This window comes from Stenotrophomonas sp. 109824_Sma (genome assembly GCF_056480025.1).
In genome coordinates this window covers 2,856,487-2,871,744 of sequence record NZ_CM151078.1, presented here as the reverse complement: position 1 = coordinate 2,871,744, position 15,258 = coordinate 2,856,487, and the positions used below count along the sequence as shown (strand labels likewise).

Genomic DNA, 15,258 nt, shown 5'->3' with positions numbered 1-15,258 from the left:
CTTGCAGGGTGGGGGACGGTGCGGCTCAGGCCGCGACCAGGGGCGCCAGGGCCTGGCGCAGTTGCGGCAGCGGCAGGGTCTGCAGGCGCAGGCCGTTGCCGCCGATCACGGTGGGAATGGAGCGGATGCCGAGGGCAGCGGCTTCGGCACGATCGGCCTGCACGCGCTGGCGGACTGAGTCGCTGCGCATGTGGTCAGCGAAGGCGCCACGTGGATGGCCCAGCGATTCGGCGATATCCAGCAGGACTTCGGCATCGCCGATGTTGCGGTGCTGGTGCAGGTGCGCCCATTGCACCGCGTCGAACATCGCGCCATGGGCGTCATTGCCGCCGATCAGCCCTGCGGTCTGGCAGGCCAGTGCGCCGAGCCAGCCGGACGGATACTCGAAGTCCTGTGCGCGCATGCCTTCGATATCGATGCGCGCGGTGTCTTCATGCGTGGCGCAGTCGGTCCAGTGGCGCAGGATGATCGCCTTGGCGCGCTCCATCGAGCCGAACACCTCGACCATCTGCGCGCGCGAGTCCTGCAGCACGAAGCTGCGGTGGCGCACCTGGATGCCGAGTTCGGCGGAGACCTGCTGCAGGCGCGGGGCCAGTACGAAGCACCAGCCACAGACCACGTCGTGGAAGAAATCGACCACCGGCGCAGCGGTGGCGGGGGAAGGAACGGAAGACATCTGCCTGCCATCGGTGAGAGGGGAGGCGGCAGGTTAGGCAGCGCGACGTGGCCGAAACAGCACGCTGCGGGCAGCTCAGTTTTCGCTGGCGGTTACGAATCCAGGCCGGCGCAGCCGGGCAGCTCGGCGAGCAGGAAATCGATGAAGGCACGCACCTTGGGTTGCAGGTGGCGCGAGGTGGGGTAGACCGCATGCACGAAGCGCGGCGGATAGCGGTGGTCGGGCAGCACCTGCTGCAGTTCGCCACGGGCCAGTGCCGGCGCCGCCAGGAACGAGGGCAGGGCGCCGATGCCCATGCCGGCCATCAGCAGGTCGCGCAGCAGCAGGCTGTTGTTGACGGTGACACGCGCCGGCAGGGTGATCGTCACCTGCCCATCGGGGCCGAGCAGCGGCCAGCTGCCGGGCGAGTCGGACAGGCTGTAGGCCAGCACGCTGTGCGCCTGCAGATCGTCCACCGCCTGCGGTGCCGGATGCTGCCGCAGGTAGGACGGGGCCGCGCACAGCACCTGCTGCAGCGACGCCAGCCGGCGCGCCACCAGCCGCGAGTCATCCAGCTCGGCACGCAGCCGCAACGACACGTCGAAACCCTCACCGACCGCATCAAGCAGGCGGTCTTCCATCACCAGGTCCAGCGACAGCTGCGGATGCTGCTGCAGGAAGCGCGGCAGCAGTGGCGACAGCGTGCTCAGTGCGAACGATTGCGGTGCATTGACACGCAGGCGCCCGGCCACCTCGCCACGCTGTTCGGCGATGCCACGTTCCAATGCGTCCAGCTCGTCGAGCAGGCGGCAGCATTCGCGGTAATAGGCGTGGCCGGTCTCGGTCAGGCTCATGCGCCGCGTGGTCCGCTGCAGCAGCACCACGCCCAGATGCGCTTCCAGCGTACGCAGCTGCTTGCTGAGCCCGGCCGGCGACATGCCCAGGTCTTCGGCGGCGCGGGCCAGCCCGCCGCGTTCGACGATGCGGCGGAAGGCGCGCATCAGGTTGAAGGAATCCATGCCGGCCTCGGGCGCGATGAGGGCGCCATTGTAGATCCACGCCATGCGCGGATGCGGGAAACGCGGTGCCGACCACGATGGACATCCACCAGAGGCGGGCCGTGTTGCGCCGTTTGTTCAAGCCCGCAACCATCGCGCCACGCCAGCATGCAGGCCCCTCACGTTTCGGGTTGCCCATGAAGCACTGGATCCTCCGCCTGTATGCCCCGTTGTTCCTGCTGGGTTTCGTTGTCGCTGCCGTCGTCTGGATCGGCCACTGCCACGGTGACCCGCTATGGTTGCTGGCCTTGCTGGCGATCGCCATCGCGGTCTCGTTCGCCGCCGAGCGCGCGTGGCCCTACGACCCTGTGTTCAACCACGACCACGGCGACAGCCTGCGTGACGCCCTGCATGCACTGGTGAACGAAAGCCTGAACCTGCTGTCGATCGCGGCGGTGCCGCTGCTGGCGGCAATCATTCCATGGCAGGCCTGGCCGCTGCAGTGGCCATTCGCGCTGCAGGTGCTGCTGGCCATCGTCTGCGCCGACCTGGGTATCACTCTGGTGCACTACGCCAGCCATCGCATCGGCTGGCTGTGGCGGCTGCATGCGGTGCATCACAGCGTCACCCGCATGTATGGTTTCAACGGTCTGATGAAACACCCGCTGCACCAGGCGGCCGAAGCCGTCGGTGGCGTGCTGCCGCTGCTGGTGCTGGGCCTGCCGATGCCGGTGGCCGCGGTGCTGGCGTTCGCCATTGCCATCCAGCTGCTGCTGCAGCATTCCAACGTGGACATGCGCCCGGGTGTGCTGGGCCGGGTGATGGCCTGGGCGCCGCTGCACCGCTTCCACCACATGCGTTACGGCACCGCCGGCGACGTCAACTTCGGCCTGTTCCTGACTGTCTGGGATCACCTGCTGGGGACCGCCTTCGATGCGCCCGGCTATCGGCTGCAGCAACGCGACCTCGGCATCGGCAGCCAACCGGACTATCCGCGTGATTATCCCGGGCAGCTGCTGGCGCCGTTCCGCGAACTGCCGCATGGCGAGGTGCCGGCGCTGCCGGAAGGGTTGCGCAGGCGCGGATGATCGGCGGTGTCAGGCCGCATGCAGCTGCAGGCCGTGCAGCTGTGCGGCACCGATGCCGAACATGCGGCGCAGGCTGCGTGACAGATGGGCGAGGTCGGCGAATCCGGCCGCGTGTGCGCTGTCGGTCAGGCTGTGCCCGCGCAGATGATGCATCAGTGCGCTGCGCAGCCGTTGCCACAGCACCCAGCCGCGCAGGGTCACCGCCAGATCGGACTGGAAGCGCCGATGCAGTTGGCTGGTCGATAGATGCGCCGCCTCGGCGATATCGGCGGCCGGCACCGGGCCGGGCAGGTGCTGGGCGATACGGGACAGCGCCGCCTGTACGCGGCGGTCCAGCGGTTGCGGCCGGCTCAGCCGTGGCAACCAGTCGTGCAGCGCCAGCGCGTTGCCCGGCAGCGCGTGCAGGTGCTGTTGGATCTGGGTGGGATCGGCATGGGCCGGTTCAAGGAACACCGTGCAACCTGTGTGCGGCGCCGACAGGATTGCGTGCGGCTGGAATGACGGCAGCCACAGCCGCTGGCCCTGCTGCTGCACGCCATCGATCTCGACCTGCCAGGGCGCGCCGTCGCTCAGCAGCAGTTGATGGGCGTAGTGCGCGTGCGTATCGCTGTCACCGGCGTGGCCCTGCAGCACGGCTACGTGGGCATCCAGCAGCAGCGTGCCATTCCAGGGCAGGGCGGGGGAGGACATGGAGGGATTGTAGATCCACGCCATGCGTGGATGAATCTAGATCGAAATCGATTAATTCGACGATTGATCGAAGAGCATCCGCGCATGGCGTGGATCCACTGCAGATTGCGGCGAATTGTCGAAGGCGGGGTGGGTCCGGTTGCGGGGGCGTGAGCCGCATGGATGCGGCGACCGAGGCTACATGGACGTACTTGCGCCGTCCCCCGCAACCGGACCCACCCCGCCTACCTGCAGGAACCCAGCTTTTGCTGTTGCTCTGGCTGTTGACGTTGATGTTGCCTCGGCGGGTGCCGGGCGCAGCCCGGCCGTGCGTACCCTCACCGCCCGTGCGGGTCGGGCCGGTGATGTACGTACTCGACCACGGTGCCATCGGGATGCACCGCATTGAACGCCGCCCCGGTCGGGACCACCTGCAGCGGGAAGATGATCTCGGCGCCCGCGGCGACCAGCTTGTCGTGATAAGGCCGAACGTCATCGACCAGCAGCGTCCCCGTGGTCGAGGTGAACGGCGCCAGTGCTTCATCGCACCCTTCGATCAGCAGGAATGCACCGACCATCGCCAGGCGCAGGCCGGCATCGGGAAACGGAAAACCCGCATCGGCCACCACGCCCTGCAGCTGCTCGTAGAAGGCCACGCTGCGCTCCAGTTCGCCAGGCGCAACAAATACCCGGATCAGCACGCGTGGGCTGCGTTGGCTCGAGGTATCACAGCGGTCGCGCCAGAGATGATCGAAGTCGCGGTGAATGTTCATGGGCGGGGTTCAGGGCCGGTGACGCCCCATTATCGGCAGCCCCGCGCGGCCCGCTGATGACCGCCGGTGATGGCCTGATAACCGCTGGCCGGGTTGCCTCTGTGACTTAGGTCCTGTTGACAGGTATGAACGCCCTCGCACAATCTTCACATGATTGGGTCGCCCTGCGCGGCCCGGGCAGGCAGGTTGTCACGCCGGGAGGAGGGTCCCGCGCGCAGACCGGCCCGTCCTTCGGCCTGCGGGACGTTGCCTGGCAACCCCTGCGCGGCATGAACGCTGCACCCTTCGGCGGCACTTTCCCTGGACCGATTGCCTTGGCAACGGAATTACGCCTGCCGATGAAAACGTTTACAAAGCCGCTCGCCCTGTCCCTGGCCCTGTCTGCTGCACTGGCCGCCCCGGCCTGGGCCGACCCCGCCGCGTTCACCGTGCTGACCCTGGAACAGGCACCGGATGCTGCAGCGATGCCGGCCCTCGCTGCCCAGTTGAAGACCCTGCAGGTGGACGCGGTCAGCGTGCGCCAGGTGCAGCGCGGCATCGGTCAGATCGACCCGCTGCAGGTGCTGGCCGACGGCCTGGGCTACGAGTACCGCTTCATTGCTGCCGGCAAGGATGATGGCCAGACCCAGCGCGGCCAGGCCGTGCTGACCCGGCTGCCGATCGCCGCCGAATCCGGTCCGGACCAGCCCGGCCTGAATTACCTGCGCCTGGACGACGGCCGCCACACCGTGGCGGTCTACACCGATGCCGGCGCAGGTGCCGCGCAGCTGCCGGCGCTGGTCACCCGCTCGCGGTTGGGCGCACCGGCGGTGCTGCTTGGCGCGGTGGCCAGTGAATCGGCCAAGGCTGCAGGCTTCGATCCGGCGCGTGTGGCGCTGGAAGCGGATGCCAGCTATTTCAGCGACGGCTTCCAGGCCGCCAGCAGTGCACCGTTCAAGGTGGAAGGCAGCACCCTGCGTGCCACGCTGCTGACCCTGGCCTACGCCGCCGACAAGCACGGCGACACGCCGTGGATGGACACCACCCTCAACGCCGATGCGCGCGCTGCGCTGCTGCTGAAGGCGATGACCGAGGATGAGAAGTTCCAGATGCTGCACAGCTACTTCGGGCTGGGCAAGGATGGTGGCCCGCTGCCGGAAGGCGCGGTCGGCTCGGCCGGTTTCGTGCCGGGCGTGGCGCGCCTGGGCATTCCGTCGCAGCAGTCGGCCGATGCCGGCGTCGGCGTGACCAATCCGGGTGGCATCCGTCCGGGCGACTTCGCCACGGCGATGCCGTCGGGCCCGTCCACCGCATCGAGCTGGAACCCGCAGGTTGCCTTTGCCGGTGGCGCGACCATGGGCCGCGAGGCCTGGCAGCAGCGCTTCAACATCCTGCTGTCGGGCAGCGTCAACCTGCAGCGCGACCCGCGCAACGGACGCAATTTCGAATACGCCGGCGAAGACCCGCTGCTGGCCGGTTCGATGGTCGGCGCGCTGATCCAGGGCGTGCAGAGCCAGCACGTGATCTCCTCGATGAAGCACTTCGCGCTGAACGACATGGAGACCCGCCGCAACTTCCACGACGTGCGCATCGGCGAACAGGCCATGCACGAGTCCGACCTGCTGGCCTTCGAGATCGCGCTGGATGCCGGCCGCCCGGGCGTGGCGATGTGCTCCTACAACAAGATCAACGGTACCTACGGCTGCGAGAACGGCTACCTGATGAACCAGGTGCTGAAGCAGGAATGGAAGTTCCCCGGTTTCGTGATGTCCGATTGGGGCGGCGTGCACAGCGGTTCCAAGGCGGCGCTGGCCGGCCTGGACCAGCAGTCGGCCGGTGAAGTGTTCGATGCGGCGGTGTTCTTCGATGAACCGCTGCGCCTGGCCGTGCATGGCGGCGTGGTGCCGCAGGCGCGCCTGAACGACATGGTGGCGCGCATCCTGCGCACGATGTTCCTGCACGGCAACTTCGACAACCCGCCGCAGCACCAGAAGGTCGACGCCGAGGCCGGTTTCGCCGTCGCCCAGCGCACGGTGGAAGAAGGCAGCGTGCTGCTGCGCAATGAAGGCAACCTGCTGCCGTTGGCCGACAGCGTGAAGCGCATCGTCATCATCGGTGGCCATGCCGACAAGGGCGTGATCGGCGGTGGTGGTTCATCGATGGTGGGCGTGACCGCCAAGGGCACCAACGCAGTGCCGGGCGTGCTGCCGACCACTTGGCCGGGCCCGGTGATCTTCCACCCGTCCTCGCCGCTGGAATCGCTGCGTACGGCGCGTCCGGATGCAACCTTCGAGTATGTGGACGGCAGCAATGCCGCCGCTGCGGCCAAGGCAGCCGCGCAGGCCGACGTGGCCATCGTGTTCGCCACCCAGTGGGCGGCCGAATCGGTGGACCTGCCGGACATGCAGCTGCCGGACAACCAGGACGCCCTGATCTCGGCGGTGGCCAAGGCCAACCCGAAGACCGTGCTGGTACTGGAAACCAACGGCCCGGTGCGTACGCCGTGGCTGGCGCAGGTGCCGGCGATGCTGCAGGCCTGGTACCCGGGCATCCGCGGTGGCGAAGGCATTGCCGCGCTGCTGACCGGCCAGGTCAATCCGTCCGGCCGCCTGCCGGTGACCTGGGTGGTGGACGAATCGCAGCTGCCGCGCCCGCACATCGACGGCCTCGGCTTCAAGCCGGCCAAGCCGTTCGGTGATGTGTTCGATTTCGATATCGAAGGCGCCAACGTCGGCTACAAGTGGATGGCGGCCAAGGGCCTGACCCCGACCTTCGCGTTCGGCCATGGCCTGTCCTATACCTCCTTCGCCTATGAAAACCTGAAGGTGAGCGTGGAAGGCTCGCGCCTGGTCGCCAGCGTCGACATCCGCAACACCGGCAAGCGCGCCGGTGCCGACGTCGCCCAGCTGTACCTGAAGTTGCCGGCCGGCAGCACCACGCCGATCCGCCTGATCGGCTATGACAAGGTGAACCTGCAGCCGGGCGAACAGCGCCGCATCCGCATCGAAGCCGAGCCGAAGACCCTGGCCCACTACGATGCGCAGGCCCGCCAGTGGAAGATCGACGGCGGCACCTACCAGGTGCAACTGTCGCGCAACGCCGCCGAACCGCTGCAGACGGTGGATGTGCCGCTGGTGGAGCAGGTGCTGCGCTGATGCCTGAAGACACGGCCCGCACAGGGCCGTGTCTGAAAAAGGGGACGGAGGGGATCAAGTCGTTTATGCATAAACGACTTGATCCCCTCCGTCCCCTTTTTCATGTGGCGAACCGGTCGCGCAGGAAATCAATCAGCTGCCGCACCTTCGGTGAGGGCTGCGTGCTATGCGGGTAGACCGCGTACACGCTCTGCTGCGGGAAGCGGTGCTGGCGCAGCACCGGGCGCAGCCGGTCCTGGGCCAGGTCGTCCTCGATCAGCCAGCGTGGCAGCACGGTGACCCCGGCGCCGGCCAAGGCGAACGCGCGCAGGCTGCTGGCACCATCCACGCGCACCACCGCGTTGCCCGGGTTGGTGGCAAACAGGGCGTCGCTGCCATCCGGTGCCACCACCGGAACATCGGCCAGGCGCGGGTAGCCCAGGCGGGGCAGGGTTCCCAGCAGTACAGGATCATCGGCTGCCTCGGCAGAGGGCAGGCGCGCCAGCAGGGACGGAGCCGCCACCGCGCACAGTGGGTGGCGCTCCAGTTCATTGGCGTGCAGGCCCGAGTCCGGCAGGCGGCCGAGGCGGATCGCCAGGTCGAAGCGTTCGGGAATCAGGTCGGCCGGTGCCGGTGAGGTCGACAGGTGCAGCTGCAAGGCCGGATGCCGGGCACGGAACGCCTCCAGCGCCGTGATCAGGCGCAGCTGTGCGTACTCCGGTGTGGTCGTCAGGCGCAGCACGCCCTGCAGCTGGTGCTGGTCGCGGCGCGCGGCATCGATCGCTGCCTGTGCGGCATCCAGCGCCTGCACGCAGTGCTGCAGGAACTGCTCGCCGGCCTCGGTCAGGGCCAGGTGGCGGGTGCTGCGCAGCAGCAGGGTCACGCCCAGCTCCTGCTCCAGCCGCTTCAGGTTGAAGCTGACCACCGCACGACTCAGGCCGAGCCGATCGGCCGCTGCGGTCAGGCTGCCGGCCTCGACCACGGCACGGAAGATATCGAAGCGATCGAGGCTGACCATGGCGATTCATTGTCAAAGCAGGTTTGACAGTGTTGCAGCTGTCGTCGTGTTTTTCCAGCAAGGCCAGGGCGGCATGCTGGCGGTCTCTCTGCTGGAGCACCGCCGATGCCGTCCCCCCGCCTGCGCCATGAGGTGATCTTCCTGCTGGTGTTCGCCCTGGATCTGGTCAACATGTTCATCGCCACGGTGGCCTATCCGGCATTGGCAGCGGAACTGCACGCCGATATCAGCACCCTGGCCTGGGTCGGCACGGCCTACATGCTGGGCCTGAGCGTGGTGATTCCGTTGGCGCCCTGGCTGGCTGCGCGCTGCGGCGAGCGTCGCTTGCTGCTGGTGGCGTTGCTGTTGTTCGCGGTTGCCGCTGCGCTGGCAGGCGCCGCACCGGGGATCGGCTGGCTGCTCGGCTGGCGCCTGCTACAGGGGTTGGCTGGCGGCCTGCTGATTCCCGTGGCACAGGCTGCGGCGTACCGGCAATGCACGCCCGACCAGCGTGGCGCGCTGACCCGCCGCATCCTGCTGGTGGCCCTGCTGGTGCCGGCACTGGCGCCGGCGCTGGGCGGGCTGTTGGTGCAGTGGTTGTCCTGGCGCGGCGTGCTCTGGGCCAGCCTGCCGTTGGCGGTGATGGCAATCGGCCTGGTGCTGGCCTGGATGCCGGCCGATGGCGCGCGCAGTACGCCGCGCCTGCAGGCCTATGCGCTGTCTACCGCGATGCTGGCGCTGGGCGCGTTGCTGTTGGCGCTGACCTGGCTGGGCGAGTCTGGACATCGCGGTGCCGGTGCCGTGTTGCTGCTGGTCGCGCTGCTGCTGGCGGCGGCCCACCTGCGGCATGCACGTCGGCAGGTGCAGCCACTGCTGCGCTGGTCGCTCCTGTCCCACCGTGGGCTGAGGCTGGCAATGCTGGTGTATCTGGCCGTGCCGGGCGTATTCATCGGCAGTCAGTTGGTCAGTACCCTGCAGCTGCACCAGGCCGGTTACAGCGCTGCACGCATCGGCGCGTTGATGCTGCCGTGGGCGCTGGCCTCGGCCATTGCGATCACGGCCAGCAAGCGCCTGCTGGCCCGCTTCGGCCCGGCCACGGTACTGCGTACGGGCATGCTTCTGCAGGCCAGCGGCCTGCTGCTGATGGCGCTGCTGCCGCAGCCGCACGTCGCGTTGGCCGGACTGCTGTTCGCGCTGATGGGCGCCGGCGGCAGCCTGTGCAGCAGCACCGCGCAGACGCTGGCCTTCCATGGGGTCGAGGGCGAAGCATTGGGCGATGCCAGCGCACTCTGGAACCTCAACCGCCAGCTCAGCTTCTGCCTGGGCACCGCGGCCATCGCGCTGCTGTTGGCATTGGCCATGCAATGGCTGCCGGCCCACGCCACCCGCGTAGCGCTGGGGCTGGCCGCCGTACTGACCCTGCTGCCTCTGGCGCTGCTGCGTCGGCCGCAACAGCTTTCCTTTCCGCAACCCGAGAATGCCTGATGGATACCACCGCAGAACATGAAATCCACCACCTGCACGACAAACTGCAGGCCTGGTTCCGTGCCGACGTCAGCACCGACGCGCTGCAGGACCTGATGGCGCATTTCTGCGCGGACTTCAGCATGGTCGGCATCGCCGGGCGCCGGTTGGATCGGCAGGCTGTGCAGGTGCTGTTCGAGGGCGGCCATGGCGCGCGTCCGGGCCTGATGATTTCCATCGAGGCCGTGCAGGCGGTGGCGGCGCCGTTGCCGCTGGCGGTGCTGCGCTATCGCGAAGGGCATTCGGTGGGCGAAGGGACGGTTGCCTGGCGGGAATCGTTGGCCGTGCTGCGGCAGGAAGAGGGCCGTTGGCGCTGGCTGGCGCTGCATGAAGTAGCGGCAGCCTGATCGGTCGTGCCGGTCGCCGGCGAGCGCAGCGGCACCGCAGGCACATGTGCCATCAGTCCTGCCTGCACCCACCGCAGAATGCAAAGCCTGCACACACTTCACGGCTCGGGGCAGGAGTAGGCTTGAGGCTTTCCTGCCGGGAGGGGTTGTCCATGCGTGTGCGTGCCGTTGCTGTTGCCATCGCCCTTTGCCTGTCCAGCACCGTGCTGGCCGCCGATACCCCGCCGATGACCCCGGACATCAGCGGCAAACCCTTCGTTGCCCCCGATGTCGGTCGTGACTACGACAAGCGCGTGGTGATGGTGCCGATGCGTGATGGCACCAAGCTGTATACGGTGATCGTGGTGCCCAAGGGCGCCCGCAACGCCCCGATCCTGCTGACCCGCACCCCTTACGATGCCGCCGGCCGCGCCAGCCGCAGTGATTCACCGCGCATGCGCGACCTGCTGCCGCAGGGCGATGAGGTGTTCGTCGACGGCGGTTACATCCGCGTGTTCCAGGATATCCGTGGCAAGTACGGCTCCGAAGGCGATTACGTGATGACCCGGCCGCTGCGCGGGCCATTGAACAATACCAAGGTGGATCACTCTACCGACGCCTGGGACACCATCGACTGGCTGGTGAAGAACGTTCCGGAGAGCAATGGCAAGGTCGGCATGCTCGGTTCGTCGTACGAGGGCTTCACCGTGGTGATGGCGCTGACCGACCCGCACCCGGCGCTGAAGGTGGCTGCGCCGCAGAGCCCGATGGTTGATGGCTGGATGGGTGATGACTGGCTCAACTACGGTGCGTTCCGCCAGGTCAATTTCAACTATTTCGCGATGCAGACCGAGAAGCGCGGCAAGGGCACGCCGCTGCCCAGCCTCGGCTACGACGACTACAGCACCTTCCTGCGCATCGGTTCGGCCGGCGACTACGCGCGTTTCACCGGCGTGGACCAACTGACCTGGTGGAAGAAGCTGGTCGAGCACCCGGCCTATGATGGCTTCTGGCAGGGCCAGGCGCTGGATGCGGTGATGGCAAAGACACCGCTGAAGGTGCCGACCATGTGGCTGCAGGGCCTGTGGGACCAGGAAGACATGTGGGGGGCCAACCACGCCTACCAGGCGATGGAAGGGCGCGACAGCGGCAACAACCGCAACTACCTGGTGATGGGCCCGTGGCGGCACAGCCAGGTGAACTACAGCGGCAGCGAGCTGGGTGCGCTGAAGTTCGATGGCGATACCGCGCTGCAGTTCCGTCGCGATGTGCTCAAGCCGTTCTTCGACCAGTACCTGGTGGACGGTGCGCCGAAGGCGGACACGCCGCCGGTGCTGATCTACAACACCGGTGAAAACCACTGGGATCGCCTCAAGGGCTGGCCGCGCAGCTGCGACAAGGGCTGTGCCGCCAGCAGCAAGCCGCTGTACCTGCGTGCCGGCGGCAAGCTGGCGTTCCAGGCGCCGGCGGCGGGCGAGGGTGACTTCGAGGAATACGTGTCCGACCCGGCCAAGCCGGTGCCGTTCGTGCCGCGCCCGGTCCGCTTCGGCGACCGCGATATGTGGACCACCTGGCTGGTCAAGGACCAGCGTTTCGTTGATGGCCGCCCGGACGTGCTGACCTTCATCACCGAACCGCTGGCCGCGCCGCTGCGCATCGGCGGCGCACCGGTGGTGCATCTGCAGGCGTCGACCAGTGGCACCGACAGCGACTGGGTGGTGAAGCTGATCGACGTGTATCCGGACCAGGAAGCGTCGACGCCGGAGATGGGCGGTTACGAGCTGCCGGTGTCGCTGGCGATCTTCCGCGGCCGCTATCGCGAGAGCTTCAGCGATCCGAAGCCGCTGGCCGCCAACGAAGTGCTGCCGTACCGCTTCGACCTGCCCAATGCCAACCACACCTTCCAGAAGGGGCACCGGGTGATGGTGCAGGTGCAGTCCAGCCTGTTCCCGTTGTACGACCGCAACCCGCAGACCTACGTGCCGAATATCTACCTGGCCAAGCCGGGCGATTACCAGAAGGCCACGCAGCGGGTCTGGCACAGTGCGGCGCAGGCCAGCTACATCGATCTGCCGGTGTATTGAGTTTGATGAGGTACGCCGGGTGCGCGATACCCGGCGGCTGCGGTAGTGCCGGCCGCTGGCCGGCATCCGCGATGGTGCCAGAGCGTGTCGACCAAGGTCGACACCTACCAGAGCGGGAGCTGCTACCCCACCTTCGACGGGCCGGTGCGCCAGCGGCTGGGCACCAGGCCGAAGCGTTTGCGGAACGCCGCGGCGAAATTGCTGGGGTGGCGGTAGCCACTGGCGGCCGCGGCCTGCTCAACCGTCCATCCGTCTTCGCGCAGGCCCTGTTCGGCATGGCGCATGCGCTGCTCGTGCAGGTAGTCGAATACCGAGCTTCCATACTGCTGGGCAAAGTGGCGGCGCAATGAGCTGGGGCTCATGCAGGCCAGCCGGGCCAGCTCGACCAGGCTGTGTGCATGGCTGGGGTCGTCATGCAGGTAGCTGCGCACCCGTTCCAGGCGCTCACGCTGGCCGGCGCGCAGCGTGCGTACCTGGTCGGTCTGCAGATCCTCGGCCTGCAGGCCGAGGGCCAGCAGCTGCAGTGCCACGCCTTCGCGCCACAAGGCGTCGATGCCGTCCTGCCACGGGCTGTCGAACAACTGGCCCAGCACCGGCAGCATGGTGTGGGGAATGGCCCAGTGGCGGCATTCCAGGTGCGTGCCAAGCGCGTTTTCCAGCTGTGGCATCTGGAAGACATCCGCGTCGATGCCACCCGGCACGATCACGCTGACCCCACGCAGGCGCGTTTCGCCGGGGTGCGCACCGGTCATCTCGATCTGGTCGCGATGGTGGGCGGTCATCGCGGTGCCGGCACGCAAGGTGAAACTTCCGCGTCGCGGGATACGCACGTCGACCTGGCCCTGCAGCATCACGCGGATGGCGAGCCCGGGGCGCTGCTGCGCGGTAGCCACATAGGGAAACCGGTTATGCACGTCGGAGGCGATCAGGCTCATGCCACCGCGCATGAACTGTTCGTTGACTTCGCCGTGGCCGGCCCACTGGTCCTCGCGCAGGTGTTCCGGATCAGCGCGGTAATCGAAGCCATGGCGTTGGCCGAAGCGGCGGTAATCGGAAAAGGTGAAGTATCGGGACATCGCTCGGCACGTACAGGAGGGGGAGGCGCTGGCGGCCATGGGCCCCTGTGCTGCCGCGTAGCGGGCAGCCTGGAAGGCCGGAAAACGCCAGGTTGGAGGGAATGTGTCGAAGAAACTGGAAACGTTTCCCATTGTCGCTGCGAATCATTCGCAGGGGATTTGAATACGGTCAAACCGATTGGTCATTACGGCCAAGTTGAACGGGGCGTCGAACATACGCCAGCGTTTTGGCGCTATATCCGTACTTGATTCCCTACATGAACTTCGGTTGAGGTTTCATTGCTGGAACGATCCGCGGACAGGCTGTTGGTCTGCTCGTCACAGCGGCCGGCGTAGGGTGATGGATTGGCGGCCGCGCGCCGCATCGCTACCCCCACTGATGGAGAATGCAGATGATTGATTATCAGTTGACCGGCAAGACCGCGATCGTGACCGGCGGCGTGTCGGGCATCGGCCTGGCCGTGGCGCAGACGCTGGCCGCATCCGGTGCCCGTATTTCAGTCTGGGACCTGAAGCAGGATGCGGTGGATGCCACCGTGGCGCAGTTGCGCAGCACCGGTGCACAGGCCATTGGCATCGCGCTGGACGTCACCGACGACGTTGCGGTGGAGGCAGCCGTGCAGCGCACGATCAAGGAACTCGACGGCCTGCATGTGGCGGTCAACAACGCCGGTATCGGCGGGCCGGCGGCCAGCAGCGGTGACTATCCGATCGATGGCTGGCAGCGCGTGATCGACGTCAACCTCACCAGTGTGTTCCTGTGCCAGCGTGCGCAGATCCAGGCGATGCGGACGGCCGGCACCGGCGGCAGCATCATCAACATGGCCTCGATCCTGGGCCAGGTCGGCTATGCCGGTTCCACTGCGTACGTCGCGGCCAAGCACGGCGTGGTCGGGCTGACCCAGACCGCCGCCTGGGAGCATGCGGGCGATGGTATCCGTGTCAATGCAGTCGGCCCGGGTTTCATCAGCACGCCGCTGCTGGAGAAGATGGACCCGAAGGTGCGTGCCACGCTGGAAGGGCGGCACGCGCTGAAGCGGCTGGGTACGGCGGAGGAAGTGGCGGCACTGGTGGCCTGGCTGGCCAGTGACGATGCCTCGTTCGCGACCGGCGCGTACTACGCCATCGATGGTGGCTACCTCGCGCAGTGATGCGTTGAACGCAGGGTGCGGTGACGCCGGGCATGGCCCGGCGCTACCAGGTGAACGGACTGTGGCGTGGCCTTCACCTCTGTGCCACGGGTGCCACGCGACGCTCCGGGAAACTCCCGGAGCCTGCCCATGGAACTCACCCAGGATGTCTCGATCCTGCTGCGCGTGGCCGCAGCAATGCTGTTCGGCGGCGTGCTCGGCGTCGAGCGCGAGATGGGCAAGCACGCTGCCGGCCTGCGCACGCACATGCTGATTGCCGGCGCTGCTGCGCTGATTGTTGGACTCGGCGATTCAGTGGCGGAGCATTTCCAGCAGGAGCGTTACCGTGACCTGCTGCAGGTTGACCCGGTACGTCTTATCGAAGCGGTGGTGGCCTGCGTGGGATTCGTGGCCGCCGGCACCATCCTGCGTGGCTCACGCGAGGACCAGGTCAGCGGATTGACCACCGCAAGCTCGCTGATTATGGCGGCGGCCATCGGCATCGCCGTGGGCATCGGCAAATACGTGATTGCAATCGGGGTGAGCGTGCTGTGCGTGCTGGTGCTGGCGGTGATGCGGCGGTTGGAGAAGCGGATTTCGTAAGGAATCTCGAGTTGCCGGCCAGCGGCCGGCACTACCATAGGGATCTATTTGGTCGGACCAATATGGCGCCTAGCCCTATGGTCTAATAGGCGCTTCGCCGGAGTGGCGGTTAAATCCGCTCCACGTGGTTCGATGATTCCGCTTATTGGTAGGACCAATAAATATCGATCACGGCGACCCACCGCCCGCGGTGGAGCACATCCCGCCCCAGTCGAGAGCCTT

The 15,258-nt window shown here is 67.2% G+C and carries 13 protein-coding genes; 7 read left to right on the top strand and 6 right to left on the bottom strand.

Features of this window, described 5'->3' with window-relative positions:
* Positions 1 to 25: 25 nt before the first annotated feature.
* Entirely contained in the window at positions 26 to 676 is a 651-nt protein-coding gene (locus ACZK1G_RS13615; protein ID WP_049443336.1) for a DsbA family oxidoreductase, read from the bottom strand.
* A gap of 92 nt (positions 677 to 768) precedes the next feature.
* The gene (locus ACZK1G_RS13610; protein ID WP_197621960.1) at positions 769 to 1,719 is read right to left on the bottom strand and encodes a LysR family transcriptional regulator; all 951 of its coding nucleotides are present in this window, start codon (positions 1,717 to 1,719) and stop codon (positions 769 to 771) included.
* A gap of 131 nt (positions 1,720 to 1,850) precedes the next feature.
* Between ACZK1G_RS13610 and ACZK1G_RS13605 the strand changes: the two genes are divergently transcribed.
* The gene (locus tag ACZK1G_RS13605; RefSeq protein WP_049443337.1) at positions 1,851 to 2,741 is read left to right on the top strand and encodes a sterol desaturase family protein; all 891 of its coding nucleotides are present in this window, start codon (positions 1,851 to 1,853) and stop codon (positions 2,739 to 2,741) included.
* A 9-nt stretch (positions 2,742 to 2,750) separates the two neighbouring features.
* On the opposite strand, the gene ACZK1G_RS13600 is transcribed toward ACZK1G_RS13605, so the two are convergent.
* A complete protein-coding gene (locus ACZK1G_RS13600; protein ID WP_197621961.1) occupies positions 2,751 to 3,455 on the bottom strand; it encodes a helix-turn-helix domain-containing protein in 705 nt (234 codons plus the stop codon).
* A 293-nt stretch (positions 3,456 to 3,748) separates the two neighbouring features.
* Positions 3,749 to 4,183, bottom strand: coding sequence for a VOC family protein (locus tag ACZK1G_RS13595; RefSeq protein WP_014037567.1), 435 nt, complete (start codon positions 4,181 to 4,183; stop codon positions 3,749 to 3,751).
* A gap of 338 nt (positions 4,184 to 4,521) precedes the next feature.
* Between ACZK1G_RS13595 and ACZK1G_RS13590 the strand changes: the two genes are divergently transcribed.
* Positions 4,522 to 7,317, top strand: a complete 2,796-nt coding sequence (locus tag ACZK1G_RS13590) for a beta-glucosidase (RefSeq protein WP_101765680.1) — start codon at positions 4,522 to 4,524, stop codon at positions 7,315 to 7,317.
* A 100-nt stretch (positions 7,318 to 7,417) separates the two neighbouring features.
* Here ACZK1G_RS13590 and ACZK1G_RS13585 read toward each other — a convergent pair whose 3' ends face one another.
* Entirely contained in the window at positions 7,418 to 8,314 is an 897-nt protein-coding gene (locus ACZK1G_RS13585) for a LysR family transcriptional regulator (protein WP_049443339.1), read from the bottom strand.
* A gap of 105 nt (positions 8,315 to 8,419) precedes the next feature.
* Between ACZK1G_RS13585 and ACZK1G_RS13580 the strand changes: the two genes are divergently transcribed.
* The 3 genes from ACZK1G_RS13580 (at position 8,420) to ACZK1G_RS13570 (ending at position 12,227) form a co-directional block, all read left to right on the top strand.
* Positions 8,420 to 9,778 carry an MFS transporter gene (locus ACZK1G_RS13580; protein ID WP_101765679.1) on the top strand — a complete coding sequence of 453 codons (1,359 nt, stop codon included), beginning with the start codon at positions 8,420 to 8,422 and terminating at the stop codon, positions 9,776 to 9,778.
* A complete protein-coding gene (locus tag ACZK1G_RS13575; protein ID WP_049443341.1) occupies positions 9,778 to 10,164 on the top strand; it encodes a DUF4440 domain-containing protein in 387 nt (128 codons plus the stop codon). The genes ACZK1G_RS13580 and ACZK1G_RS13575 overlap by 1 nt, the downstream gene beginning before the upstream one ends.
* 152 nt (positions 10,165 to 10,316) lie before the next feature.
* On the top strand, positions 10,317 to 12,227 hold the full coding sequence (locus tag ACZK1G_RS13570; protein ID WP_101765678.1) for a CocE/NonD family hydrolase: 1,911 nt from the start codon (positions 10,317 to 10,319) through the stop codon (positions 12,225 to 12,227).
* Positions 12,228 to 12,349: 122 nt separating this feature from the next.
* Here ACZK1G_RS13570 and ACZK1G_RS13565 read toward each other — a convergent pair whose 3' ends face one another.
* Entirely contained in the window at positions 12,350 to 13,303 is a 954-nt protein-coding gene (locus tag ACZK1G_RS13565; RefSeq protein WP_197622173.1) for a helix-turn-helix transcriptional regulator, read from the bottom strand.
* A 392-nt stretch (positions 13,304 to 13,695) separates the two neighbouring features.
* On the opposite strand from ACZK1G_RS13565, the gene ACZK1G_RS13560 reads away from it, so the two are divergent.
* Both ACZK1G_RS13560 and ACZK1G_RS13555 read left to right on the top strand, forming a co-directional pair.
* Positions 13,696 to 14,454: an SDR family NAD(P)-dependent oxidoreductase gene (locus ACZK1G_RS13560; RefSeq protein ID WP_101766417.1), complete on the top strand. Its 759-nt coding sequence runs from the start codon at positions 13,696 to 13,698 to the stop codon at positions 14,452 to 14,454.
* 129 nt (positions 14,455 to 14,583) lie between these two features.
* Positions 14,584 to 15,036 carry an MgtC/SapB family protein gene (locus tag ACZK1G_RS13555; RefSeq protein ID WP_005410036.1) on the top strand — a complete coding sequence of 151 codons (453 nt, stop codon included), beginning with the start codon at positions 14,584 to 14,586 and terminating at the stop codon, positions 15,034 to 15,036.
* Positions 15,037 to 15,258 lie beyond the last annotated feature (222 nt).

Bases quoted from the DNA above. Each gene is read 5' to 3' on its own strand.
- ACZK1G_RS13585 (WP_049443339.1), bottom strand. From the start codon at position 8,314: ATGGTCAGCCTCGATCGCTTCGATATCTTCCGTGCCGTGGTCGAGGCC.
- ACZK1G_RS13615 (WP_049443336.1), bottom strand. From the start codon at position 676: ATGTCTTCCGTTCCTTCCCCCGCCACCGCTGCGCCGGTGGTCGATTTC.
- ACZK1G_RS13560 (WP_101766417.1), top strand. From the start codon at position 13,696: ATGATTGATTATCAGTTGACCGGCAAGACCGCGATCGTGACCGGCGGC.
- ACZK1G_RS13570 (WP_101765678.1), top strand. From the start codon at position 10,317: ATGCGTGTGCGTGCCGTTGCTGTTGCCATCGCCCTTTGCCTGTCCAGC.
- ACZK1G_RS13575 (WP_049443341.1), top strand. From the start codon at position 9,778: ATGGATACCACCGCAGAACATGAAATCCACCACCTGCACGACAAACTG.
- ACZK1G_RS13600 (WP_197621961.1), bottom strand. From the start codon at position 3,455: ATGGCGTGGATCTACAATCCCTCCATGTCCTCCCCCGCCCTGCCCTGG.
- ACZK1G_RS13565 (WP_197622173.1), bottom strand. From the start codon at position 13,303: ATGTCCCGATACTTCACCTTTTCCGATTACCGCCGCTTCGGCCAACGC.
- ACZK1G_RS13610 (WP_197621960.1), bottom strand. From the start codon at position 1,719: ATGGCGTGGATCTACAATGGCGCCCTCATCGCGCCCGAGGCCGGCATG.
- ACZK1G_RS13595 (WP_014037567.1), bottom strand. From the start codon at position 4,183: ATGAACATTCACCGCGACTTCGATCATCTCTGGCGCGACCGCTGTGAT.
- ACZK1G_RS13580 (WP_101765679.1), top strand. From the start codon at position 8,420: ATGCCGTCCCCCCGCCTGCGCCATGAGGTGATCTTCCTGCTGGTGTTC.
- ACZK1G_RS13555 (WP_005410036.1), top strand. From the start codon at position 14,584: ATGGAACTCACCCAGGATGTCTCGATCCTGCTGCGCGTGGCCGCAGCA.
- ACZK1G_RS13590 (WP_101765680.1), top strand. From the start codon at position 4,522: ATGAAAACGTTTACAAAGCCGCTCGCCCTGTCCCTGGCCCTGTCTGCT.
- ACZK1G_RS13605 (WP_049443337.1), top strand. From the start codon at position 1,851: ATGAAGCACTGGATCCTCCGCCTGTATGCCCCGTTGTTCCTGCTGGGT.